Origin of the sequence: Candidatus Nitrosomarinus catalina (genome assembly GCF_002156965.1) — an archaeon.
In the GTDB taxonomy this organism is placed as follows: Archaea; Thermoproteota; Nitrososphaeria; order Nitrososphaerales; family Nitrosopumilaceae; genus Nitrosopumilus; species Nitrosopumilus catalinensis.
Genome location: NZ_CP021324.1, coordinates 232092 through 256690 on the forward strand (window position 1 = coordinate 232092; position 24599 = coordinate 256690).

28 protein-coding genes, 5 tRNA genes and 1 pseudogene are annotated in these 24599 nt (G+C 32.2%); 24 read left to right on the forward strand and 10 right to left on the reverse strand.

The genetic code is table 11. The features are described from left to right. Positions 1–64 precede the first annotated feature (64 nt). The 4 genes from NMSP_RS01260 to NMSP_RS01275 all read left to right on the forward strand — a co-directional run bounded on the left by NMSP_RS01260 (position 65) and on the right by NMSP_RS01275 (position 2858). The gene (locus tag NMSP_RS01260; protein WP_086907101.1) at positions 65–628 is read left to right on the forward strand and encodes a methane monooxygenase/ammonia monooxygenase subunit C; all 564 of its coding nucleotides are present in this window, start codon (positions 65–67) and stop codon (positions 626–628) included. A 120-nt stretch (positions 629–748) separates the two neighbouring features. Further along, positions 749–1111 carry a hypothetical protein gene (locus tag NMSP_RS01265; RefSeq protein WP_086907102.1) on the forward strand — a complete coding sequence of 121 codons (363 nt, stop codon included), beginning with the start codon at positions 749–751 and terminating at the stop codon, positions 1109–1111. A 106-nt stretch (positions 1112–1217) separates the two neighbouring features. Then, positions 1218–1868: an ammonia monooxygenase family protein gene (locus NMSP_RS01270; protein ID WP_086907103.1), complete on the forward strand. Its 651-nt coding sequence runs from the start codon at positions 1218–1220 to the stop codon at positions 1866–1868. 129 nt (positions 1869–1997) lie between these two features. Then, complete coding sequence (locus NMSP_RS01275; RefSeq protein WP_086907104.1) at positions 1998–2858, forward strand: DNA adenine methylase; 861 nt, start codon at positions 1998–2000, stop codon at positions 2856–2858. A 1-nt stretch (position 2859) separates the two neighbouring features. Here the strand turns inward: NMSP_RS01275 and NMSP_RS01280 are convergent. Next, positions 2860–2933: transfer RNA gene (locus tag NMSP_RS01280), tRNA-Thr, on the reverse strand. Between the two features lie 91 nt (positions 2934–3024). Here NMSP_RS01280 and NMSP_RS08250 point away from each other — a divergent pair. After that, positions 3025–3146 (forward strand) — tRNA-Leu (locus NMSP_RS08250). Between the two features lie 3 nt (positions 3147–3149). Here the strand turns inward: NMSP_RS08250 and NMSP_RS01290 are convergent. Continuing rightward, a complete protein-coding gene (locus NMSP_RS01290) occupies positions 3150–3536 on the reverse strand; it encodes a hypothetical protein (RefSeq protein ID WP_086907105.1) in 387 nt (128 codons plus the stop codon). Between the two features lie 115 nt (positions 3537–3651). Here NMSP_RS01290 and NMSP_RS01295 point away from each other — a divergent pair, with 115 nt between their 5' ends. Then, positions 3652–4545 (forward strand): B12-binding domain-containing protein, encoded by an 894-nt coding sequence (locus NMSP_RS01295; protein WP_086907106.1) that lies wholly within the window; start codon positions 3652–3654, stop codon positions 4543–4545. A gap of 5 nt (positions 4546–4550) precedes the next feature. Here NMSP_RS01295 and NMSP_RS01300 read toward each other — a convergent pair. Both NMSP_RS01300 and NMSP_RS01305 read right to left on the reverse strand, forming a co-directional pair. Continuing rightward, positions 4551–4625 (reverse strand) — tRNA-Ile (locus tag NMSP_RS01300). Positions 4626–4688: 63 nt separating this feature from the next. Continuing rightward, on the reverse strand, positions 4689–5243 hold the full coding sequence (locus NMSP_RS01305) for a thioredoxin family protein (RefSeq protein ID WP_086907107.1): 555 nt from the start codon (positions 5241–5243) through the stop codon (positions 4689–4691). 80 nt (positions 5244–5323) lie between these two features. Here NMSP_RS01305 and NMSP_RS01310 point away from each other — a divergent pair. From NMSP_RS01310 to NMSP_RS08595, 8 genes and pseudogenes are all read left to right on the forward strand, one after another. Further along, a tRNA-Ala gene (locus tag NMSP_RS01310) sits at positions 5324–5397 on the forward strand. Positions 5398–5703: 306 nt separating this feature from the next. Further along, positions 5704–6840 (forward strand): PEFG-CTERM sorting domain-containing protein, encoded by a 1137-nt coding sequence (locus NMSP_RS08745; protein ID WP_318779019.1) that lies wholly within the window; start codon positions 5704–5706, stop codon positions 6838–6840. A gap of 167 nt (positions 6841–7007) precedes the next feature. Then, positions 7008–7484 (forward strand): phosphopantetheine adenylyltransferase, encoded by a 477-nt coding sequence (locus NMSP_RS01320; protein ID WP_086907108.1) that lies wholly within the window; start codon positions 7008–7010, stop codon positions 7482–7484. A gap of 52 nt (positions 7485–7536) precedes the next feature. Continuing rightward, entirely contained in the window at positions 7537–7866 is a 330-nt protein-coding gene (locus NMSP_RS01325) for a hypothetical protein (protein WP_086907109.1), read from the forward strand. A 73-nt stretch (positions 7867–7939) separates the two neighbouring features. Continuing rightward, positions 7940–8422 carry a CxxC-x17-CxxC domain-containing protein gene (locus tag NMSP_RS01330; RefSeq protein ID WP_086907110.1) on the forward strand — a complete coding sequence of 161 codons (483 nt, stop codon included), beginning with the start codon at positions 7940–7942 and terminating at the stop codon, positions 8420–8422. Positions 8423–8454: 32 nt separating this feature from the next. Further along, positions 8455–8904 (forward strand): annotated as a pseudogene (locus NMSP_RS08585) (CxxC-x17-CxxC domain-containing protein); the annotation flags it as partial. After that, positions 8867–9109 (forward strand): hypothetical protein, encoded by a 243-nt coding sequence (locus tag NMSP_RS08590; protein ID WP_225971296.1) that lies wholly within the window; start codon positions 8867–8869, stop codon positions 9107–9109. The pseudogene NMSP_RS08585 and the gene NMSP_RS08590, both read left to right, overlap by 38 nt. After that, a complete protein-coding gene (locus tag NMSP_RS08595; RefSeq protein WP_225971297.1) occupies positions 9106–9450 on the forward strand; it encodes a hypothetical protein in 345 nt (114 codons plus the stop codon). The genes NMSP_RS08590 and NMSP_RS08595 overlap by 4 nt, the downstream gene beginning before the upstream one ends. A gap of 12 nt (positions 9451–9462) precedes the next feature. Here the strand turns inward: NMSP_RS08595 and NMSP_RS01350 are convergent, their stop codons facing one another. Then, positions 9463–9744 carry a hypothetical protein gene (locus NMSP_RS01350; protein ID WP_086907113.1) on the reverse strand — a complete coding sequence of 94 codons (282 nt, stop codon included), beginning with the start codon at positions 9742–9744 and terminating at the stop codon, positions 9463–9465. Beyond that, the gene (locus tag NMSP_RS01355) at positions 9741–10853 is read right to left on the reverse strand and encodes a tryptophan--tRNA ligase (protein WP_086907114.1); all 1113 of its coding nucleotides are present in this window, start codon (positions 10851–10853) and stop codon (positions 9741–9743) included. The genes NMSP_RS01350 and NMSP_RS01355 overlap by 4 nt, the downstream gene beginning before the upstream one ends. Positions 10854–10904: 51 nt before the next feature. On the opposite strand from NMSP_RS01355, the gene pheS reads away from it, so the two are divergent. From pheS to NMSP_RS01390, 5 genes are all read left to right on the forward strand, one after another. After that, entirely contained in the window at positions 10905–12293 is a 1389-nt protein-coding gene (gene pheS, locus NMSP_RS01360) for a phenylalanine--tRNA ligase subunit alpha (protein ID WP_086907115.1), read from the forward strand. After that, positions 12284–13927, forward strand: coding sequence for a phenylalanine--tRNA ligase subunit beta (pheT, locus tag NMSP_RS01365; protein ID WP_086907116.1), 1644 nt, complete (start codon positions 12284–12286; stop codon positions 13925–13927). The genes pheS and pheT overlap by 10 nt, the downstream gene beginning before the upstream one ends. Positions 13928–14447: 520 nt before the next feature. Further along, positions 14448–14867: an EVE domain-containing protein gene (locus NMSP_RS01380; protein ID WP_086908314.1), complete on the forward strand. Its 420-nt coding sequence runs from the start codon at positions 14448–14450 to the stop codon at positions 14865–14867. 42 nt (positions 14868–14909) lie between these two features. Further along, positions 14910–15149: an Lrp/AsnC ligand binding domain-containing protein gene (locus tag NMSP_RS01385; protein ID WP_067958978.1), complete on the forward strand. Its 240-nt coding sequence runs from the start codon at positions 14910–14912 to the stop codon at positions 15147–15149. An 18-nt stretch (positions 15150–15167) separates the two neighbouring features. Then, complete coding sequence (locus NMSP_RS01390; RefSeq protein ID WP_086907118.1) at positions 15168–15734, forward strand: hypothetical protein; 567 nt, start codon at positions 15168–15170, stop codon at positions 15732–15734. 12 nt (positions 15735–15746) lie between these two features. Here NMSP_RS01390 and NMSP_RS01395 read toward each other — a convergent pair whose 3' ends face one another. Next, the gene (locus tag NMSP_RS01395; protein ID WP_086907119.1) at positions 15747–16379 is read right to left on the reverse strand and encodes a hypothetical protein; all 633 of its coding nucleotides are present in this window, start codon (positions 16377–16379) and stop codon (positions 15747–15749) included. A 154-nt stretch (positions 16380–16533) separates the two neighbouring features. Here NMSP_RS01395 and NMSP_RS01400 point away from each other — a divergent pair, with 154 nt between their 5' ends. Continuing rightward, positions 16534–18801 (forward strand): aconitate hydratase, encoded by a 2268-nt coding sequence (locus NMSP_RS01400; RefSeq protein ID WP_086907120.1) that lies wholly within the window; start codon positions 16534–16536, stop codon positions 18799–18801. A 4-nt stretch (positions 18802–18805) separates the two neighbouring features. Here the strand turns inward: NMSP_RS01400 and NMSP_RS01405 are convergent. Beyond that, positions 18806–18879 (reverse strand) — tRNA-Trp (locus NMSP_RS01405). An 86-nt stretch (positions 18880–18965) separates the two neighbouring features. On the opposite strand from NMSP_RS01405, the gene NMSP_RS01410 reads away from it, so the two are divergent. From NMSP_RS01410 to NMSP_RS01425, 4 genes are all read left to right on the forward strand, one after another. Then, positions 18966–19499 carry a hypothetical protein gene (locus NMSP_RS01410; RefSeq protein ID WP_086907121.1) on the forward strand — a complete coding sequence of 178 codons (534 nt, stop codon included), beginning with the start codon at positions 18966–18968 and terminating at the stop codon, positions 19497–19499. Between the two features lie 30 nt (positions 19500–19529). After that, positions 19530–20498 (forward strand): pyridoxal 5'-phosphate synthase lyase subunit PdxS, encoded by a 969-nt coding sequence (pdxS, locus tag NMSP_RS01415; protein ID WP_086907122.1) that lies wholly within the window; start codon positions 19530–19532, stop codon positions 20496–20498. Beyond that, positions 20495–21112 (forward strand): pyridoxal 5'-phosphate synthase glutaminase subunit PdxT, encoded by a 618-nt coding sequence (pdxT, locus tag NMSP_RS01420; protein WP_086907123.1) that lies wholly within the window; start codon positions 20495–20497, stop codon positions 21110–21112. Before pdxS ends, pdxT begins: the two co-directional genes overlap by 4 nt. A gap of 97 nt (positions 21113–21209) precedes the next feature. Continuing rightward, a complete protein-coding gene (locus NMSP_RS01425; protein WP_086907124.1) occupies positions 21210–21578 on the forward strand; it encodes a hypothetical protein in 369 nt (122 codons plus the stop codon). A 55-nt stretch (positions 21579–21633) separates the two neighbouring features. Here NMSP_RS01425 and NMSP_RS01430 read toward each other — a convergent pair whose 3' ends face one another. Together NMSP_RS01430 and NMSP_RS01435 are read right to left on the reverse strand one after the other, a co-directional pair. Beyond that, on the reverse strand, positions 21634–22200 hold the full coding sequence (locus tag NMSP_RS01430) for a hypothetical protein (protein WP_086907125.1): 567 nt from the start codon (positions 22198–22200) through the stop codon (positions 21634–21636). A gap of 77 nt (positions 22201–22277) precedes the next feature. Further along, entirely contained in the window at positions 22278–24596 is a 2319-nt protein-coding gene (locus NMSP_RS01435) for a valine--tRNA ligase (RefSeq protein WP_086907126.1), read from the reverse strand. Between the last annotated feature and the right edge of the window lie 3 nt (positions 24597–24599).

The following is a 24599-nucleotide window of genomic DNA, read 5'->3' on the forward strand; positions in this document are numbered from 1 at the left end:
TTTGAAGAAAAATCTTGAATTTGTAAACTCTTGCTTTATATCTCGAATTTACCCTTATGTACACATGGCACAGATGCCCGCATTAATTCCAAAAGAAGTTGAGATCCAGAGACTAAAGAAAATCTGGCTCATCGTCATAGCTATGGGATCCACTGCAGCATCAGTCGAAGTTGATAACTTCGTTGATGGTTCACTCCATCAAACCTCTATCAGAGATAGTGCATTTACACCAGCACACTGGTGGCTATACTCCCACTTCATCACATTACCACTTGGATGGGGAGCAGCAGCAATCTATGATAGAAAAATACCTGTTCTTAGAGGTCCTAACAATTCAATGAACACTGGTTTAAAGATGACCATTCTTGGTTACTTAGCAACAATGTTTACAATTGGGGTCAATGAGATGTGGCATTTCTGGTTTGTAGAGGAGATCTTTGCAGTTCCAAATCACTGGATGTTTAACATGGGAGTTGTAGTAGCTTTCATGGGTGCACTAGCATACGTAGTCAGAGTATATGCTCGACTTGTAGAACTAGGTGCAGAAACTCCTGGTGAGAATCCATATGTTGCAGAAATGTACAAGATGGCCTTAGAAGGTAAATTGTACAGTAGAAGCATTCCATAGACACAACGTGCAAACGCACACTTTTTTCTATTTTTATTATTTCACTAAGTATACCTGATCGTGATGGAATCAGCACTTTAAGAAAGATTTAAAAGGATTCTGAATCCCATTAATTCCATAATGACTCTTCCTAAAGGATTCGGTTCTGGCGGTGCTGGTGGATCATCAAGCGCCGACGTTGAACGAATGATTGGACGACGCGTTGAAAACATGACTGGAATGATTACCATTTCATTTATCGCAGCATGGTTAGCAACTTTTGGTGGAACTGCAGCAGGATACTTCTATTATCCTTGGGCATATCCAACTCCAAGTGGCCACTTTGCATTCATCGTACTCACAATCATTGAGGCAATTGGTTACATCTTCTGTGTTAAAGTAATGGAAGAAGGTTCCAACAAAAACAGTAACGGTATTGTTGCTGGAGTTGTAGGTGCTGTTACAGTCGGTACAATAATGATTTCATTATTCGTCGGAAAATAAACAGAAACCAACTCAAGACACTTCTTTTTAATTTTAATTTAGGTCAAAAGTGCCGATCTTCATCAAACTCTAAAATTTTATATACAGACCTTTTCCTCAATTCCGTATGGTCTGGTTAAGACGATGTACACACTACTTATTCATAGTAGTAGTTGCAGTTAACTCTACACTGTTAACAATTAATGCAGGAGATTACATCTTCTACACTGACTGGGCTTGGACATCGTACACGGTATTTTCAATATCGCAAACTTTGATGCTTATTGTAGGAGCTACATATTATCTTACATTTACGGGCGTTCCAGGCACAGCAACGTACTACGCTCTAATTATGACAGTATACACATGGATTGCAAAAGGTGCATGGTTTGCACTCGGATATCCATATGACTTCATTGTGACTCCAGTTTGGTTACCATCAGCAATGCTTTTGGACTTAGTCTACTGGGCAACAAAGAAGAACAAGCACTCCTTGATACTGTTTGGCGGCGTACTAGTAGGAATGTCTTTACCATTATTCAATATGGTAAACCTCATTACAGTTGCAGACCCGCTTGAAACGGCATTCAAATATCCAAGACCAACATTGCCACCATATATGACACCAATAGAACCCCAAGTAGGTAAGTTCTATAACAGTCCAGTCGCATTGGGCGCAGGTGCAGGTGCAGTTTTGGCATGTACATTTGCAGCGTTAGGTTGTAAATTGAACACTTGGACATACAGATGGATGGCCGCATGGTCAAAGTGGGACTAAAACCCAACCTTTTTCATTTTATTATTTACTAGTAGGGGACCCTCTACACAAATTTGATTAAAAAATACTGCACAGCTTGTGATCTTTTATTGTCTATTTTGACAATATGCAATTTTGTGATTATATTATATGAAGCAGCAATATGGTCAGATTTTAGTCACACCAAAACCTTTTGTAAAATGGGCTGGCGGAAAACGACAATTAATTTCAACTCTAAATGAAAATCTACCTGAGTCATTTGGTACTTATTTTGAACCTTTTCTAGGTGGCGGTGCGTTATTGTTCAATATGCTAACTGAAAATAATAAACAAAAATGTATTATTTCAGATCTAAATTCTGATCTTGTTTTAGCATATGCAACCATTCGTGACAATGTTGATAATTTAATATCTTCATTAAAACAACATGAAAAATATTATCAAAAAGATTCAAAATCATATTATTATTCTGTTCGCGAAAGTACTCCAAAAAAAGAAATTGAAAAAACCTCTAGATTACTATTCTTGAATAGAACATGTTTCAATGGATTGTATAGAGTAAATAGTAAAGGTAAATTCAATGTTCCTTTAGGAAAATATACTAATCCAAATATTGTAAATGAGGATAATTTACGCTCAGTTAGTCATATTCTAAGTTCTAGCAAAGTTAAGATTCAATGCCGCGATTTTGAAGCAGTTTTACGTGATGCAAAAAAAGGGGATTTAGTATACTTTGATCCACCTTATCAACCTGTAACTGAAACTGCTAATTTTACTAGTTATACTAACAAGAATTTCACATATGATGATCTAAATCGACTATTTGTTCTTTGTACGAAATTAGATGAAAAAGGATGTAATGTTCTTTTATCTAATTCAAACTCTAAAGAGGTTGTAAACATGTTTTCCAAAAAACCTTGGAAAATCAATAAAATTAAGGCGAATCGCTCGATTAATTCAAATTCAACAAAAAGAACGGGACATTTTGAATTATTAATTAAAAATTATTAGAAGCTTCGAACGGGATCTGAACCCGCGACCTTTACATTACCAATGTAACGCTCTACCAGACTGAGCTATCGAAGCACATGATTTGTCTGTAGAAAATCCTTATAATTCTTCATTCTGGGCAAAATTTTTCTAAACTGTTAAATTTCACAGATATTTGTAATCTTTTGGAGGAGTAATCAAGCCTGGCCAAAGTAAGCACTATGTGCTTTTGGACATGCAGGACTTAAGATCAAATAATGGGTGATCCTGTCTCTCAGGAGTTCGTGGGTTCAAATCCCACCTCCTCCACCTTTATTTTGGACTTTTAATTCCTCTGGCGTTTAATACTTCGTAAACATCTGGTAATGAGAAAACATATCCAACATGGACACAGTCTTTTTCATCACATAATTGACAAAATAATTCTCCTTTTTGAACTGCAACTTCTGCAATTCTATTTTTCATATTGTCTTTTAGAATTACTCTGTCATCATCAATGGAAATTTTTTCTATCTTTGGAGCATATCTTGCAAAAGTTTTGTCCTTTTGCATCATCTCTTCTAACATGTAAGTTACATAGCCTGAAAAACTATTGACTCCTTTCATTGTAAGGTCGTCTTTGCTATTTTGATAAACTTCATGGAATTTATCATATACTGTTTCTGAAACTGTGATTGATTTGAATCCGGCTTTTGGCAATTTACTTTTCCTTACCGTAATTTAAGGTACCCAAGTATATAATGTTTTATTTTTTTAAAATTTTCTTTTTCAATTGAAAATTAGTCTTTATACCATACTTTGATTGAAGATAATTATGGCTAAGGGTTACCGTGTTGAAGAAATCAGAGAAAAATTAATTTCTGTTTTGAAAGATTCTGATAGTGGAATATCTGGAATTGAAATTTCTAAAAAAATTAATGTTAGTAGAATAACCATGACAAAATATCTTAAAGTTTTTGCAGCAGAAGGATTACTTCGTCAAAAAAATATTGGTAATGTGACATTATGGTTTTTAGAACCTGGTCAAGAATCATTTGCTTTTCCTGATGACTATTTTAAAATCACTTCACGTTATCTTGAATTACTAGTTAAAGGTAAAGAAGAAGAAATTTATTCTTTAATTCGAAATTGTCTTAATTCTGGTGCTCTAATTAACCGGATAATAATTGAGGTGATCTACCCTGCTATTGATAATATACGTGAATTATTTGATTCTGGAAAAATTGGCACTGCAGAACAAAATCTTTTAAGAAATATTGTATCTAAATCTCTTAGTATTTTCAATCAAATTCCTGTAGTTTTAGATTCCAAAAAAAATGTAGTTGTTATTGCAGCTGATCCTGAAAGTATCTTGATTGCTGAATCTGCCTCATCTTCATATCATTCTGATGGTTGGAATGTTTCTCATTTAGGTGACATGTCTTATGCAATTGATGTATTGTTTGACTTGGATTTTCAAAAATTAGTAGGTAAGATTTGGAAGCAAAAACCTGGAATTTTATTAGTAGTGATTTTTTCTCAGACTTCTGAAGGACTAACATTTTTTGCTGATTCGATTAATCCAAACAAAGGAAAATCTGGTAAACAAATTAAATTGGCATTATGTGGTAAAATCTCCAAAAAAACTAAAATTAATTCTGATTTATTATCCGATAATCTTAGTGATATTTTACAATGGTCAAATACCATATCCCAAAATATTAAATAATTAAGTGGGCCCGATGAGATTCGAACTCATGGCCTTTCGATTATCAGTCGAACGCTCTAGCCAAGCTGAGCTACGAGCCCAATAATGACAATTCATCAGAGTTTCAATATAATTCAACACTCCCAAGTATGAAATTACTGGATTTATTCTTCTTTCCACTTTATAGAACAGCCAATTGATGGGTCAAAATCTTTCTCGATTTTTTCTCCAGAAATCAATTTTTTCATATTTAGAATCATTGTCTTTTCTGTGGCTGTATCATCTGGTTTCATAGCATTATCAATTCTACCGTGAAAAACTAATTCCTTTTGACTGTTAAACAAGAATGGGTCTGGTGTACACATTGCTCCATATTTTTTTGCAATTTCTTGTGTTTCATCTACTAGATAGTCAAATTGAAAGTTCTTTTCTTTTGCAGTTTGTTTCATTGCATCAAAACTATCTTCTGGAACGTTTGTAGGATCATTGCTGTTAATTCCTATAATTGCTATGTCTTTTCCACATTCTTCAAATAATTCGTTTAATGCATCCACTTTTGCTTTGACATATGGACAGTGATTACACATGAAAATAACTAAGATTCCTTTATAATTTTCATAGTCTTTGAGTGTATGTCTTTTATCATCAATTCCTAATAATTCAAAGTCTGGAGCAATATCTCCTTTTTTTAATTTAATTTGTGATTCTAAAAGTACCATGACGTAAAAATTCTCTATTCAAATAAAATCTTATCCTAGAGGACAACAATTAAAGTCCACTTTGATAGTCTTTTTCATGTGGGCCGGTAGTATAGCCTGGTAGTATACCCGCCTTGCACGCGGGGGGTCACGGATTCAAATTCCGTCCGGTCCACTTTCAATTCTCCGATCAATGATGAATTTCAGACAGCTGGGTGGATTTAAATAGGATAGGTTTGACTTTTCATTCATGGCAAGCGCAGTAGACGGATGGCCCGTATGGATTCCTCTTATCGTTGGTTTAGCTCCAGGTTTAGTATACTGGTTAGCAATTACCGCTAAGAGAAAATAAAATTTATATCCATTTTTAATTTCTTTTTCTTCTTTTTAATCAGTGTAAACTAGGTTTAACGTTGTTGCCTTTTTTGTACGTTAATCTAAGTAGTAATGCTTGATTAATGGTTTTTACAGACATAATTTAATGCAGAAATTAATTTTTGGGTTTATTTTTATTTTGATCTTATTTCCAATATCTCAATCTTTTTCACAAGAATATACTGATACTAATCCTACATTGACTGTTTCAACAAATTCTAATTCAAATTATGTCTATCAAGACTCTGAAGGACATACAGTTGTAATTGGAGTAATTGAAAACAATGATCCTCTGTCTTTTGTAACTAATGTCAAAGTTCAAGCATATTTCTATGATGAATTTAGTTCTGATCCTTTAGAAGTTAAAGAAGGAAGTACCATACTCAATGTAATTCCTCCCTCTAGCACTTCTCCATTTGTAATACGTTCAGAAACCTCTAATTCTGATATTGTTGATGTCTATACAAAAATTTTAACATTTGAAACTTCCAAAATCATGGACGATTCATTAAAAATTTCTATAAGTGATGTCTCAATTGAACCTATCACTAATCCAAATGATTCTTCCTACACTTTTTCTTTTTCAGGAATTTTGAGAAATGGAAATTCCCAAACTTCTGAAACTTCTGTATATCTTGCTTTTTACGATGTTTTTGATAGAATTATTCAAATTTCTACAATTGAGATTGGTGATATGAATATCAATGAATTAGCCCCCGTAAAACTAAATGAAGAAATTTCTTCTTCTTCTATAGGATTTGTTTTATTCTCAGAATCTGATAAATTCTACGCTGATTTCCTGGATGTAGAAATTCCTGTACCTCAATTACGCACAAATTTAGTTACTACTTGTGGTTCAGGTGAAGTAAGCATTGGAGGTAATTGTACTTCTTATGATATTTCAGGTGGACAAGTAACAAGTGCAACAGTAAACACAGATGATAATTCAGTCATCATCAACATTAATGCAATTGATGATGGTGTATTGACAATCAGTCCTTCAGAATCAACACAAAAAGGTATCTTTATGGTATTAGTTGATGGCGAGGAATCAGATGATGCAGAAATTAACGGTAACACAGTTATCGTTCCATTTGGTGCAGAAACTGAACAAATTGAAATTATCGGTACCTTTGTAATTCCAGAGTTTGGTACAATTGCAGCCATGATTCTAGCAGTCGCAATTATCTCAATAGTTGCAATCTCTGCAAAATCAAGACTTAGCATCGTTCCAAGATACTAAAATTACAAAACTCTTAATCTATAGATTGGACTCCTGAACAAAAAGATTAATTTTTCATTGAAACATTTGTTTGAAATGAAGAAAATATCTATCTTGGAGCCTAAGGATAATTAGCACAAATTTTGGTAAACTAGTAGATTTATTTTCAAAGAATTTTATATCAATACATGTCAAAATTTTCTTTAATTGCCATGGGTGGAACTTTTGATATCATTCATCATGGACATATCACTTTACTTTCTACTGCATTTGATATTTCTGAAAAAGTCATTATTGGGTTAACTAGTGATGAGTTTGTACAAAAAAAGGGAAAAAATCCTATTCACAAATATGATGAACGTCTCAAAAATTTGACTTCAATTATTTTTAAAAAATTTCCTAATTCTTATTTTGAAATTAGTCAATTAAACAATGATTTTGGACCTGCAGTTTTTGAAAAAGAAGTTCAGGCACTTGTTGTAAGTGATGAAACCAAAAACCAAGGAAATATTTTGAACAAGTTGAGAACTGAACGTAATCTTTCTCCTGTTGAAATAATTGTAGTTCCAATGACTTTGGCAAAAGATGGGAAAAGAATTTCTACAACTAGAATAAAAAATTCTGAAATTGATTCTGATGGAAACTTGCTACCAATTGACAAGTAGCTTACAGTATTTTGAGTAATCTGAATAAAACAAAATTATTGCATGAAAATTAATGACCATAATCAATCATATGATGAAAAAAATTGATACTGACGTATCAAATCTAAAACAAGGTCTCCAACCTCAAAATCTTTCATTTTGGTATGATAAAATTATCAAAGAAACAATTGAAATGGCACCACCATGGCTTCAAGACAAAATCAAGGTTAACCAGGATCCTATTCTTCCAATGAAATTTAATTTAGATATTTCAAAGAGGGCAGTTAGATATTTCATGATTGTAGTTGATAATAATTTAGATGATATGCCATATTCTACAAAACTATATTTTCTTAAAGTTCAAGAATTGATGTCTACAGAAATGGATAAATCTCTAGTTTGATATTTTTTTAAATTCTAGGCACAACTTAGAGATCTAAGTATCTATATCCAACAACTCTCAACTTTATTATAAAATGGACCTATACAGATCAAAACATTCTGATAAAAAATACCCTAATCGTAATTCTTCCTTTAACGATAGACCTTCTCGTTCTTTTAGAAATTCCAGAGACAATGACAGAGAAGACACAACTGTAACTTGTGCTGATTGTGGTGATCAATGCACAATTCCATTTGTTCCAAAAACTGATAGGCCAGTTTACTGCCGTGATTGCTTTAGACAAAACAAACCAGATGATTCTGGTAGAGATAGACCATCTCGAGACGATAGAGGTTCAAGATATTCCAGAGACGATAGAGGTTCAAGATATTCCAGAGACGATAGAGGTTCAGAGACGATAGAGGTTCAAGATATTCCAGAGACGATAGAGGTTCAAGATATTCCAGAGACGATAGAGGTTCAAGATATTCCAGAGACGATAGAGGTTCAAGATATTCCAGAGACGATAGAGGTTCACGAAATTCCAGAGACAATGACAGAGAGGAAACAACTGTAACTTGTGCTGATTGTGGTGATCAATGCACCGTTCCATTTGTTCCAAGAAGCAACAAACCAGTTTACTGTAGTGATTGCTTTAGACAAAACAAACCAGATGATTCTGGTAGAGATAGACCATCTCGAGACGATAGAGGTTCAAGATATTCCAGAGACGATAGAGGTTCAAGATATTCCAGAGACGATAGAGGTTCACGAAATTCCAGAGACAATGACAGAGAGGAAACAACTGTAACTTGTGCTGATTGTGGTGATCAATGCACCGTTCCATTTGTTCCAAGAAGCAACAAACCAGTTTACTGTAGTGATTGCTTTAGACAAAACAAACCAGATGATTCTGGTAGAGATAGACCATCTCGAGACGATAGAGGTTCAAGATATTCCAGAGACGATAGAGGTTCACGAAATTCCAGAGACAATGACAGAGAGGAAACAACTGTAACTTGTGCTGATTGTGGTGATCAATGCACCGTTCCATTTGTTCCAAAAACTGATAGGCCAGTTTACTGTAGTGATTGCTTTAGACAAAACAAACCAGATGATTCTGGTAGAGATAGACCATCTCGAGACGATAGAGGTTCAAGATATTCCAGAGACGATAGAGGTTCAAGATATTCCAGAGACGATAGAGGTTCACGAAATTTCAGAGACAATTCTAGATCAAACAGGAGGAGTGAGAAAGTTTTGAGAAAACAAGAAAGTTTCTATTCTGGCGGCTCTGCAAAATTCAATGAATCGTTACAGAAAAAATTATATGAAATTTTAGGAGGAAAAACCTGTTCTAGTTGTGGTTCTACTGATGAACGATCTTTAGGTATTTGTGATGAAAACAATAATCAATTATCTACTGAAACTAGACGTGGTAGTAAAGCCGCATCCTGGGGAAAATATATCTCTGCACCTGATATTGCTAAAAAAGAACTCAAAGTCTTTTGTTCAAATTGTAACGATGTTGTTGTACCTGCTTCTAAACCCCAGGAAGAACGTCCAAGAAATAAATCTAAAAGAAGTAAATATTTCCCTAGATAATTTTTAAATCATTTATTCTTTAATAATTTCAATTATTGATTTATTCATTTTAGTTGAAACCAAATCATGTTCTTGATCAAATACTGATTGTATGAAATCTGCAAATTTTTCAACATTTTCTTCATCTTTAAGTAAAATACTATGTGCTGATTTATCCTTCAATGAAATTATAATTTCATTTTTTATTATATTTAAAATCCCTGAAATGTATGTCTCTTTGTCCTCTTTTATGAAAATTAAACTCATTAATTTTTGAGCTTCATATTCGTCGTCACATACAATCTCAGTTTTCATTTATTTTGTAAAAGAAATTGTTCTATTTGCTGTTTTGCTTTTTCACGTTTTTCTTGATGTGTTTTAAGGAATTCATTAATTTTTTCAATCAGAATTGATTTCAATTCACCTGAAAGTAATTTTCCTGATTTATAATCATCATAAATTTTCTTTAATTTCTCATCATTAGGCTCGAAAAATATTCTCAAATATTGATATGATACATCGATATCCGGATTTCCACCTAGTTTTCTATGTTGTTCAATATCTGGCTGTCCTCCTGAAAATGCAAATTTGTTAATTTTCTTTTTAACCACATCTGGAGAATCTGTGGTGTATATTGTTCCTTTTTCTTCAGATGCTGACATTTTTCCTCCCGGTCCTGTTAATGCTGGAATCATAATATTGTGAATTAAAGCTGGTTTTTGTTTTCCAATTTTTTGTGCAATATCTCTTGTTAATCTAAAATGTGGATCTTGATCAACTCCTAATGGTATCAAAACTGGTTTATCTTCAATGAAACATGGAGCTGATTGTAATGATGTATAGAAAATCATTCCAATATTTGTTTCATTAGTGAATCCAAAAGTTGCTTTTGTATTTGAAAAATTAATTTTCTTTGCTACTTGAGCTGCAATTGGATACAATGTTTGAATGTTCTTTGTATTGATAATTATTTTTGTTTTTTCTGGATTGAAACCTAATGCTATGAAATCCAGTGCATTTTCATATGCAAATTTGTTTGTCTCCTCTAAAGTCAAATTTGTTTTTGAATAAAATTTCTCATCATCAGTTAATTGAAAATACAAATTTACATCAAATTTTTCTTGTAACCACTTTGCAAATACCCATGGAACTAAATGTCCAATGTGAGTATGTCCTGATGGCCCTCTTCCAGTATAAAGAAAAAATCCCTTACCTTTTTGATGATCCTCTATGATTCTGTTCATTTCCCTATGTGAGAAGAAAATCCCTCTTCTTAGCATAAAGTGGTCTTCATTTGTAATATTCTTGATTTTATCGAGTAGTTCTGATGATATTTTTTCAGTACCAAATTTTTTAATTAATTTATCATAGTCGATATCACCCTCAACGTGCCAAGGGGTTACAATGAAATCATCAGCTGACATTCAACTTGACTTAGGTTAAGGTTTAAAAAGTCTTTTTCGATCTTTGAACTATTGTCACAAGTATTTCATGATATTGAAAAAAAAATCATTAATTCATTAAAAGAAAATCCAATTCAGACTCCTGAAATACTTCAAAATTCAACTCGACTTTCACCTGATCAAATAAGACGTGGTATTGAATGGCTAAAATTAAAGGATTTAGCTATTGTGAATGAATCAAAATCAAGTGTAATAAGTTTAGGAAAAAATGGTTTAGACTCATTTGAAAAAGGATTACCTGAACGAAGATTATTAAATTTAATTAAAAGTGGTCCTAAAAAATTATCTGAAATTCAAAAAGAATTGGGATTTGTTTTTGGCCCTGCAATTGGTTTATGCAGAAAAAATAATTGGATTGAAACTTCTTCTGATCAAATTATTCTTAAAACAATGCCATCTGAATTATCTGGTGAAAAGTCTCTCCAACTAATTGGGACTAACAAATTACCAAAAGAACAAATTGATAAAGTTGATTTATCTGAACTTTTGAAACGACCTGATTTTGTTATTGAGGATGTAATTAAAAATAAAAAAATTAGCTTAACACAGTCTGCTAAATCTTTAGATGTTTCAAATATTTCTGGAGCAATAGATGTTGAAGCTGAAGTCCCTGAAGTTTTTGTTGCAAGAACACATCCGTTAAAAGATACTATTGATGAAATTCGTGAGATCTTTGTTACTTTGGGCTTTTCTGAAATTCTTGGAAATATGACTCAATCTAGTTTTTGGAATTTTGATGCTTTATTCACTCCTCAAGATCATCCTGCAAGGGAATTACAAGATACTTTCTTTTTAGATGGAATCTCTGCAAAACAAATTGCAAATCCAGAACAAATTAGAAAAGTTTCTGATTCTCATAAGAAAAATTGGAGGTACCAATGGGATGTTAATGAAGCTCGAAAAATGGTTTTAAGGACTCACACTACTTGCGTAACAATAAAACATTTAGCTGAAAATAAACCCGATGAAGCTAGGATTTTTTCTTTAGGCAGAGTATTTAGAAATGAGAAAGTTAGTTACAAACATCTTGTTGAATTTAATCAAATAGAAGGCATTGTTGTCGGAAAAGATGCTAATCTAAGAAATTTGATGGGAATTCAAAGAGAATTCTATAAGCGAATAGGCATAACTAAAATCAAGTTTTGGCCAACATTCTTTCCATATACTGAACCATCTCTTCAAACAATGGTTTACAATGAAAAATTAGGAAAATGGATAGAATTATTTGGAATGGGAATTTTTAGACCAGAAGTTACAAAACCCCTTGGAATTACTAAACCTGTTTTAGCTTGGGGTGGTGGCATTGAAAGAATTGCTATGTTGAAATATGATTTAGATGATGTAAGAGAATTTTATAATAATAATTTAGGATGGTTAAGGAGTAACACAAAATGCCAGTAATTGAATTATCTTATTCTCGCCTTCAAAAACTAATTGGTAAGGTCTCAAAAAAACAAATTTCTGATTCGTTACCTTTTTTGGGATTAGACATTGAATCAGAGGATAGAGATTTAGTTCGAATTGAATACAGTCCAAATCGCCCAGATTATTCTACTGATTATGGAATTGCACTTGGTTTGCAAGGCTTACTTGGAATCAAAACCGGTTCAGTAAAACTAACTATCAAAAAATCAAAAAATTATGCAATAACTGTTAAACCAACTGTTTCAAAAATTCGTCCATTTGTGACTGGAATTATTGCTAAAAATGGCAAAATTGATGATAAAACAATTAAACAATTAATGACTATGCAAGAGGATCTTCATTTTGGAATTGGAAGAAAAAGAAAAAAATCTTCTATCGGAATACATGATTTAGATAAGATTTCTTTTCCTTTGACATACACTGCAGTAGATAAAAATCATAAATTCATTCCGTTAAACTCTGAAAAAGAACTAACAATATCTAAAATACTTTCTAACACTGAAACAGGTAAAGATTATGGTCATTTACTAGGACAATCATCAAAAGTCCCAATAATTATTGATTCTAATGACAATACCGTATCTTTTCCTCCTATAATTAATGCTGGAATTACTACTGTAACCACTAAGACAAAGAATCTGTTTGTGGAGGTTACTGGAATCAATAAAGCTGATGCTGAAGATATGCTTTCAGTTGTTGCAACCATTTTACAAAGTGCAGGATTTATCTTAGAAAATATACAAATTTCTGGTGCAAAAAATTCTTCACCTAAACTTGAAGAAAAGAAATTATCTGTTGATTCCTCTTTAATTAATCAGACCCTTGGTTTAGAACTTTCAACTCCAAAAATTATTTCCTCATTAAAAAAATCCAGATTGAATGCAATTTCACAAGGAAAAAAAATTGTTTGTACTATTCCTGCATATAGATTTGATATATTTGGTCCAATGGATTTAGTTGAAGAGGTTGCTTTAGGTTATGGAATTCAAAATTTTGAGCCTACTGTGTCACCTTCTCAAACTATTGGACAAACTAACCCTGTATCACTTCATCTGAAATCTCTTAATCAAACTATGATTGGGCTAGGATTTCTTGAGGCATTAAATTCTAGTTTGAGTAGTAAACGTGTATTATATGAAATGACAAATAGGGATTCTAAAAATATAATTTCTGTCCTTGATTCAAAGAGCCAAGAACATACTATTCTACGTGATTCAATACTTCCTGGATTAATTGAAAATCTTTCAAGAAATATTCATGAATCCTATCCTCAAAAAATGTTTGAAACTGGAAATATTTTTAATCTTGAAAAACCCATCTCTGAAAAAATTAATCTTGCTGTAATTAGTGCTCACAAAGATGCAAATTTCACTGAAATAAAATCTATATTGCAAACTTTACTAAAAATTGGTTTCAGAATAGAAATCCAAACTAAAACTGTCACTAATCCTAGTTTTAAAGATGGCCACTGTGCAAATATAATTTTTAATGGAAATGTAGTTGGAATTATTGGGGAAATTGATTCTGCTATAATTGAAAATTATAAAATTCGTGTACCTGTTGTTGGATTTGAAATTTCATTATCTGAATCCATTCTCAAATCTCTTTAGTGTTGAAATAATGATTAGTGATATGCCAAATACAAAAAGAATAATTCCAATTATAAATTCAACTAGGATTTTTTGAAAAATTTCTTTTTGTTCTGTTTCTAGTGTCACGTAATTTTCATTTTCTAAATTATTAAAATATTGAATTTGAGGATAATCAAAAACTATTACAAATGAACCTAAAATCAAAATTATTAACCCCAGTAAAAATTTTCTTTGATTTCTTATTTCCAAAAATCCTTCATAAAAACATGATTTCTTTTTAATAAATTTCTAATAGTTTTTAGTAGGTTCATCTAATGACTAATCGCCCAAGAGCAGGCACACAGACGGATTGGGATGACGCTGATCGTAACGATACCAATGATTTCTAATTCACCCAGGTGTGCTACATTATGGGCAACCCCGGTTTCAGAACGTGATGAGGCGTATGGCTATGTCCAATGAAATTTTGCGAGTCAGAACCGGGGAACACTAAATTTCTCAAAAACCATTAAACGTTAGTAATTTGCAAAATACAATGATGGTGAATTATTGGTTAGCAAAACAGGAACCAAGTGGACCTAGGGGATATAATTTTGAACAATTGAAAAAAGATAAAACTACTGTTTGGGATGGAGTTCATAATAATTTAGCATTAAAGCATATGAGAGAAATGAAATCTGGTGATTTAATTTTATTTTATCATACTGGTGTTGAAAGACAAGCAGTTGGAATAATGCAAGTTACTTCAAAACCCTATTCTAATCCAAAAGAGGATGTTGAACGTTTTATTGTGGTTGATGTAAAATATAAAAAAACATTGAAACGACCAGTAACATTAACTGAAATAAAAAATAATAAAAAATTCAAAGATTGGGAATTAGTCAGAATCTCTAGATTATCTGTAATGCCTGTTCCAAAACTCATTTGGGATGAGATTATTAAAATTTCGCAAGGCTAGTGTAATAGATTTATTGATATAGTAGAATTATCTAATTGAAATATGGCAACAGCTTATGTTTTAATAAACTGTGAACTAGGTTCTGAAGAAGCTATTATTGGGCAACTAAAGGGCTTAGAAGGTGTAAAAGAAGTTCATGGAACTTTTGGTGCATACGATATTTTGGCCAAGATTGAATCAGACACTGTTGAAAAACTGAGAGAAACAATTACCTGGAAAATCAGAAAAATTGAAAAGATTCGTTCTACACTTACCCTGATGGGTATCGAAGGCCAAACATAAACACCCTTTTTTCTAATCATGCTTCTACATTTTATTTTTGTAATAAAAGAAGAGGATATTCAGAAACGTAAATCTGAATTTGAATATATCAAAAAAATGGCACAATTTTATAAAAAATGGATTGGTGATAATTTTGGAATCAACTATGAAATTCAATGTGATGAATTAATTACAAAACCTAGAAGTATTTTTCAAAAACTAGATACACATACACTTGTTCGTGATCATGAACAACGTGGAAAAGACATATACCATTTTTACTTGACTCATTTTAAACCTCTGTGGACTGACTGCACTTGTGAAGGTTATCATGCTGAAAATTTTGGAATGATTTTTTGGCAAAAACCAAATCAATCTGATGATGTTTTATTTTTAGCTGAAAAAAATTGCACTACAGTTTCACATGAAATAATTCATGAAATGTTAAGAATTAAAGGAAATAAAAAATATATTCATGAAGTTCATGATGTTTGGACAAAGCATTTCTATGAACAATTGGAATTCCAACAGTACGGGGAAGATTTTGAAAGTACAGAAGAAAAACCTATGTTTTTGACAATGGATATTAGTAAATTCAAAAATTAATTTTTTTAAATTCTAACATTTTGTAACTGAATAAATATTATTTTCAAAATTTGCAGTTTTAAAATCTAATTTATTCTCAGGATCGTTGTCTCTTGATTTACTTAATTCTTTTAGTTCTAACAATGCATCTGATCTAAAACCTACTGATGATCCATAAACTGCATCAGTTAGCATTGTTCCATGGTCTCCTTTTTTAATGTCGTCTACCATTTCATAAAATCTATTTGTCTCTTTTTTATTTACAGGGTTTCCTGTGGCTTTATTTTGAGCTACTGAAATATACATTCCATTATTTTTTACAGCAACAAGAATTTTGTGATTTTTTCCTGATTTACCTGGAATTGTTTCATTGACAAGTACTTCGCATTTATGATACATGCTTGATACATATGCAAAAAATCTGTATTGTGCAAATTTTCCTGCGTCATCTTCTTCACAATCTACAAAAATTTTGTGTAACAGATGTAATGCATCATCATTCATACTTTGTAGTCTGTCATCAATTCTACCTCTCTCAAGTAATTCTGATTTGCATTCTTTTGCAATTAATACTAAAATAAAATCTGGTAAATTATAATTTTTTAATGCTGCAACAAATGAACCTGCTTGTGACATGCCGAACTTTGGAAATCCTTTATTGACCAATTATGGCATCTCCTTAGAAAATTTTGAATTTATTGACAACGTATTGTTAAGCTGGTTTTGGCTTATAATTGTTGAGAATTAATATGCCTATTTTGATATTTTTTTTAATTTTTAAATTGTAAATATTAAATTCGGGGAGAATTTTCTGTATATTATGCAAATTGATACCACTCCAGAACTTGTTTCTAATGTATATCAAAAATTAAAAGAAAATATTGTAAAATTTCGTGATGTTGTAGATAGGCCATTAACACTTACAGAAAAAATTCTAGCTGGACATTTTAATGAAATTTCTGAAAAAAATCCTTCTGGAGGAAAAGATTATGTTTTTCTAAAACCAGATCGAGTGGCACTACAAGATGTTACTGGCCAAATGGTTATGCTTCAATTTATGCAAGCCGAATTAAATGAAACAGCTTTACCAACTACTGTCCACTGTGATCACCTAATTCGTGCTGAAGTTCAGGGTGATGTTGATATGAAAGTTTCATTAGATGAAAATAGTGAAGTTTTCAAATTTTTACAATCTGCATGTGCAAAATATGGTTGTGGATTTTGGAAACCAGGTGCTGGAATTATACATCAAGTAGTTTTAGAAAATTATGCATTTCCTGGTGGATTAATGATTGGAACTGATTCGCATACACCAAATGCAGGTGGTCTTGGAATGATTGCTATTGGTGTTGGAGGCTTAGATGCTGCAGAAACTATGGCTGGAATGCCTTGGGAATTACTTTATCCAAAAAGAGTTGGTGTAAAATTAACTGGTAAATTAACTGGTTGGACAGCACCTAAAGATATTATTTTAAAAGTTGCAGAAGAATTAACTGTTTCAGGAGGAACAAATGCAATTGTAGAGTATTTTGGTTCTGGTACTTCATCAATCAGTTGTACTGGAAAAGCTACAATAACAAACATGGGTGCAGAAATTGGTGCAACTTGTTCTATATTTCCTTATGATGAAAGAATGGAAACTTATCTAAAGTATACTAATAGAAAAGAAATTGCAGAACTAGCTAATAAAAATAAAGAACTGTTAGTTGCTGATCCTGAAATAGAATCCGAACCTGAAAAATATTTTGATAAAATAATTGAAATTGATTTGTCTACTTTAGAACCTCATATTGTTGGGCCACATACCCCTGACTTGGCAAGATCTATTTCTGAACTTGCTGACGATGTAACTTCTAATGATTATGTAGATCCAATTTCTGTAGCACTTATTGGAAGCTGTACTAATTCTTCGTATGAAGATATGTCTAGAGCAGCTAGTTTAGCTGAACAAGCCAAATCTAAAGGAATTAAATCAAAAATCCCACTACTTGTAACTCCTGGCTCTGAACAAATTAGAGGCACAATTGAGAGAGATGGTCAAATGGATTCTCTAAAAGAAATTGGTGCAACTGTTTTGGCAAATGCATGTGGGCCATGTATTGGACAATGGAACAGACCTGAACTAGAAAAAAATGAAAAAAATTCTATTGTAACTACATTTAACAGAAATTTTCCTGGACGAAATGATGGACAAAGATCTACTCTTAATTTCATCGGTAGTCCTGAAATGATTATTGCATTAGCATTGGGTGGAAAATTATCTTTCAATCCATTGAAGGATGATCTTATTGCAGCAGATGGAACAAAATTCAAATTAGAACCACCAACAATTGCACCTGAAGTACCTGAAGAAGGATTTAAGATACCTGATGGGATTTTTGTCGCTCCTCCTTCTAATTCTACTAATGTTGATGTCGTAATTGATCCAAATAGTAAACGTCTTCAACGTTTAGCACCTTTTGAAAAATGGAATGGTGATGATTTTGTTGAACTTCCAATTATGGTTAAAGCAAAAGGAAAATGTACCACTGACCATATTTCTCCTGCAGGTGCATGGTTGTCTCTTAGAGGACATCTTGATAATCTAAGTGATAATATGTTGTTGGGAGCTGTTAATGCTTTTAATGATCAAGTTGGAAGTGGTAAAAATATTTTAAATAATGAGATGGAGCCTTTTTCTAAAATTGCTAGACAATACAAACAACAAGGTCTCAATTGGATAATTATTGGAGACAACAATTATGGTGAAGGTAGTAGTAGAGAACATGCTGCAATGACTCCTCGTTATTTGGGATGTGTTGCAGTAATTACAAAAAGTTTAGCAAGAATCCATGAGACTAATTTGAAAAAACAAGGTGTTTTGGCATTAACTTTCAATGATCCAAACGACTATGAAAAAATTCTTGAAGATGATAAAATTAGTCTAATTAATTTAGATAGTTTAGAACCTCAAAAACAAGTAACTTGTGTAATAACTCACAGTGATGGAAATAAGGAAGAAATTGCATTAAATCACTCCTATAATGAATCTCAAATTCAGTGGTTCAAACACGGTTCTGCATTGAATGTTTTAAGAAATAAAAAATAAAAAATGGGCCCGATCGGATTTGAACCGACGATCGATGGTTTTGGAGACCATCGCCCTACCAGGCTAGGCTACGAACCCACAAGAATCGGAACTATTTGCTTGAATTTTAACTTATTTTTAACCAAGATTTATTTGCAATAATCATGTCTGTGTTGTAGGAAGCAATGGTTAAACCAGTTTATTTTGTATTAGGGGCAATTCCTGTGATTGTTGCAATCTTACTTGCTGTTCCGTTAGTAACAAAAAATGAAATTCCTGTTTCAGCTACAAATTCTTTTGATAAAGTTGAAATTGAATATACAAAACATCAATTAAAAAAAATAACTAATGGAATTGCTGAAAGAACTGGTGCTGAAAAAACAGAAATTCTAATAATTAAAAATGATGGGGAAACTAAATACACTATTACTGAACAGGGATACCCTCAACCTACAATTAAATCAAAAATTGATGAAAAAACATTAAACAAAATTAAGGCTTTGATTAAAGAAACTGGTTTCATTTCAATTGATCCTAATTCTTTTGAAGTTTTTCAAAATGTTACTGACTTTCAAAAATCTTCAGTTAAAGTAACTCTTAATGGACGTGTTAATCAAATTCACTGGCCAGAATCATCTGCAACACCAGACTTTGTTCCACCCATAATTTCTATGGTTGAAACTGAATTAGATAAAATAATGTCTGAATTTAGTGAATAGGTACAAATAGTCTCTAGCAAAAATTAGGGTATGTTACCTCTATCTGGTGAACGAACTAATGCCAAAGGAATAATTTCTGAAAAATTAGATTCTGTTGATACAATTCGTGGCTCAAGTACACTAAAGAGAGGTTTTGCACATATGCAAAAAAATGGTGTTGTTATGGATGTTACAAATGTGGAACAAGCATTAATTGCTCAAGAAGCTGGTGCTGTTTCAGTAATGGTTTTAGATAAACTTCCATCAGAAGTTAGAAAAGCTGGTGGAGTTGCAAGAACCGCCAGTATTAAAATTATTGAAGAAATTATGGATTCAGTTACTATTCCTGTAATGGCAAAATGTAGAATTGGACATGTTAACGAAGCATTAGTTTTACAAGAAACTGATGTAGATATGATAGATGAATCTGAAGTTTTAACACCTGCAGATGAATTACGACATATTTGGAAATGGGATCTTACAACACCCGTTGTTAACGGTGCACGATCTTTGGCTGAAGCTTTAAGAAGAATTGAAGAAGGTGCATCAATGATTAGAACTAAAGGCGAACCTGGTACTGGAAATGTTGCAGAAGCTATCACACATATCAAAAAAGTTAATGATGAATTAAGAACAATAAAATCAATTTATGATTCTGGTGATAATCAAGATTTAGTTCGGATGGCAAGAGAGTTCAAAGTTTCTTATGATATTGTTGAACAAACTGCTAAACTTGGACGATTACCTGTTGTCAATTTTGCAGCTGGGGGAATTGCAACACCTGCAGATGCAGCATATTTGATGTCATTAGGTTGTGATGGTATTTTTGTTGGGTCTGGAATTTTTAGTGCAGATGATGCACAAGAAAGAGCAAACGCAATTGTTTTGGCAACTACTTTTTGGAATGAATCTGATAAAGTAAAAGAAGCACAAAAAATGATTGATGAAAGACAATCTATACCTGGCTTGGATGTAAAAACATTAGATTTACGTATGCAAGATCGTGGAGGTTCAGCATGAGTCTAACTCTAGGTGTTTTATCAATTCAAGGAGATGTTCTTGAAAATGTTCTTGCTGTAAAAGCTGCTATTGATGCATTAGATATTGATGGAACTGTTACTAGTGTTAGAACCCCTGATGAAATTTCAAATGTTGATGGCCTAATTATTCCAGGTGGTGAAAGTACTACTATGGGTAGACTATCTGTTGCCAATGGTGCTTTGAAAATTCTAAAAGAAAAAATTGAACAAGGAATGCCTGTTTTAGGAATATGTGCTGGAATGATTATGTTGTCTAAAACTGCCCAAGATAAAGTGGTAGGAAAAATTGATCAACCTTTACTAGATATCTTAGACATTAAACTAGAAAGAAATTCTTTTGGACGTCAAAGAGAATCCTTTGAGTCTGATATTTCTCTAAACTCTATTGGAATTCCTTCATTTAATGGAGTTTTCATTAGAGCACCCTCAATTTCAGATGTGGGAAATGATATTGAAGTTTTATCAAAATTTAATGAAAAAATTGTTGCAGTTAAAAAAAATAATATTATTGGTGTTGCATTCCATCCTGAATTGACAAGTGATATTTCATTACACAAATATTTTGTAAATCTTACAAATACTCTAAAAAATTAATTTAAACCACGTGGTAAAATTACCTCTATTTGACCTAATTTTGGCACTAGATTACTAGTTTCTTACCAATTAAATATAATAAAATTCAACAACATTCATGACAGAACAAACTACAAGTGGTTCAATAGCACCATATTTTGACCAGTTCTTTAACCAGATTAAGAACGTTCACCCAAAAATAGACCCTGAACTCTTAATTAGAATAATGCTATTTGAAATCAATTTGAAGAAATTTGTTGGTCCTGATATTCCACATGTTCACCTTGATGTACAATATGAACAAGGAGTGGATCTTAAACAAAAACAAGAAGAAGCCAGAGATAAATTCCCAATTGAGGTAACCACTAACAAATGGGGTGACGGTGTAATCTTTTCAGGTTTAATGGGAATCAGACACATCGAAAAAGTTTGCGCAGATCCTCAAATTACCAAAGTAACCGGAACCGCAACACCTAGACATAACTAAAATTTAGTTTTTTTAATCTTAAAATAATTTTTTATTTAACAAATTTAATTCAAAATTAATCTTTTGAAAAATTTATTTCAATACGCATTGTATTGTTGATGATCTGAATTACTTTCTCGATAATTTTTGGATCCATGCTGAAGAACCCTCTGAATTTATCTCCTCCTAGATCTTCTGCAACTAAACCAAATGGTCCATTTGGTCCTTTAGTAACAACAATCCACATTTTTTCAATATTGGTATCTAAACAACTAAGAATTTCTGCAGTTGGTGGAACTGAATCAGGCGGAATTAAAAATGGATCATCAAATCCTCCAATTACCCAAGCATGGGGAATTTTTTTCAAAATTTCTGTATATCTTTTTTGAACATATTTGTAAAGAGCTTCAGTTTCAAATGTAGCTAATAATGGATCATAATTTTTTACTGCGTATGCTTCAATATCCATACTTAATCTATAGAGATCTTCTCTTTTTGCCTCAAAATTAACGAAGTTTGCTTTTGTGAATTCATCTAATGTGGATAATCCTGAATCCTCTGTAATATTTTTTACATCACCCTGAGGTAATTCAGGACATTGAATTTTTAATTCATCTAAGAAACTTTCGTATTCTTTTGCCAATACCCAAAAAACTTTTTTGGTATATTTAAAACTAATATTTTATTCTTCTAGTGCTAATTTTATCCAGATTTTTCCTTTTAATCTAATAAATTATGCATTGATTTCAAATCTTTTTTGAATGGCTGTAATATTTCTGGAATGTCTATTTTGATTGAATCTTTTAGTGACAAATTTTGAGATTTCTTTTCATTCCAAACTTTGGAATTAAATTCTGATATTGCTTTAGTTATTTCTGTCTGTTCTTCAATATTTTCAAAATCAACTTGTTTTTGTTGATGAATACTCTCATTTGAATACAATGTTTTCCAAAGATGTTCTGTAATGAATGGTGTAATTGGTGCTAATAATTTTAGAATTGTTGATAATGTTTTGTGAAGTGTAAATATCGCACCATCTCTTTCCTCATCTGAAAAATCAATTCCATATGCTCTTGCTTTTACCATTTCAATATAATGTGCAGCAAATACATTCCATGTAAATTCCCTAATTGCAACTGCTGGAATAAAGAAATTATATTCTTCATATCCTTTTTTACATTCTTTTACTAGTTTGTCCAATTCTGATAAAATCCATTTATCTGAATCCGTTGGCACTCCTGAATTGATAACTGGAAAACTTGATAAAAATCTGGACACATTCCATAATTTGCTTAAAAATTTCTTGGTTGAATCAATTTTTTGTTCATTACATCTAAAATCATATCCGTGATTAATCTCACTGGCACTCCAAAATCTGAAAGTATCTGCACCTTGTTTTTCAATAACTGGTAATGGATCTATTGCATTGCCTTTGCTTTTACTCATTTTCATTCCTTTTTCATCTAATCCATACCCCATTACCCAAGCTTCAGACCATGGTTTTTCTCCTGTTAATTCTTCACATCTCAATAGTGTGTAATACAACCAAGTTCTCACAATGTCTTTTGCTTGGGGTCTAATTGTAGCAGGATAAACTTTCTTGAAAAATTCATCATCTCGACCAAATTTACTAATGAATAATGGTGATACACTAGAATCCATCCATGTATCAAATGTCCTTTCTTCACCAATAAATTCGCTAGAATTACATTTTGTACAGTTTGTAATTGGACATTTTTCATTCCATGGTCTATAGTATTTTCCAGGTTCTGGTACATGTGGTTCGGAGCATTCTTTACAGTACCAGATTGGAATTTCTGTCCCATAAAATCTTCTTCTTGAGATTGGCCAATCAATATTGATTGATTCTAACCAATTCATCAAAATTTGTTTGTGCATTGTAGGATGGAAAGTAATTTCCTTTCCCACTTCTTTCATTTTTTCAATTTTATCTTTTTGTTTAAGATAATATTCTTCCATAGGAATTATTTCAATTGGAGTTTTACTTCTTTCTGAAATTGGAGTTCTATGAGTAATTTCTTCAATTTTTTCAACAAATCCTCCTTTTTCTAAATCTTCTATGATTTTTGTTCTTGCTTGTTTTGGTTTTAATCCTGCATACTCACCCGCAACATCAGTCATTCTTCCATTTAGTCCAATAGCAACTATTTCATCTAATTGTAATTCTCTAAATAATGCAACATCATTTTGATCACCATAACTACAAACCATTACTGCACCTGAACCAAATTCTTGCTTTGCTGAATGATGTGTTGTTAATTCTACTTCTGCATTGGTAATTGGCACAATAATTTTTTTGCCAATGAATCCAGAATATCTTTCATCCTCTGGATTAACAATAATTGTTTTACATGCACAAAGTAATTCTGGTCTTGTACTTGCGATAATAATTTCTTTATCTGTATCTTTAATTTTGAATTTCATATAAACAAGCTTTGTTTGTAAATCGTCATAAATTATTTCAGCATCGGCAATTGTAGTTCCAGAAACCCAATCGTAATTGTTAGGCCTATTTGCAAGGTAAACTTCCCCTTTTTTCCACAAGTCAATGAAAGTTGATTGTGTTAATGATCTGTATTCTTCTGAATCGGTTCTGTAGTAATTAGTAAAATCTCCGCTTATTCCCAAATTCTTCATAATTAGAATCATTTCTGCCTCTAAATCGTCTAAAGCATCTTTACACAAATTCAGAAATTCCCCTCTTTCTGTTTCTCTCATTCTTATCTTGTGCTTCTTTTCAGTATAGAGTTCAACTGGTAACCCGTTTCTATCAATACCTATTGGAAAATACACATTTTTTCCAGCCATTCTTGCTGTACGTGCAATCATATCTATTTGTGAATAATGTGCGGCTGCACCAATATGCCATGGTCTACCTGATGGATATGGTGGTGGTGTATCTATTGTAAAATTATCTTCATTAGGTTTGAATTCATAAATTTTTTCTTCTTCCCATTTTTTTAGAATATTTTTTTCTAATTCTGGATTCCATGCTTTTTCTGAAATTTTAGGTTCCATTTT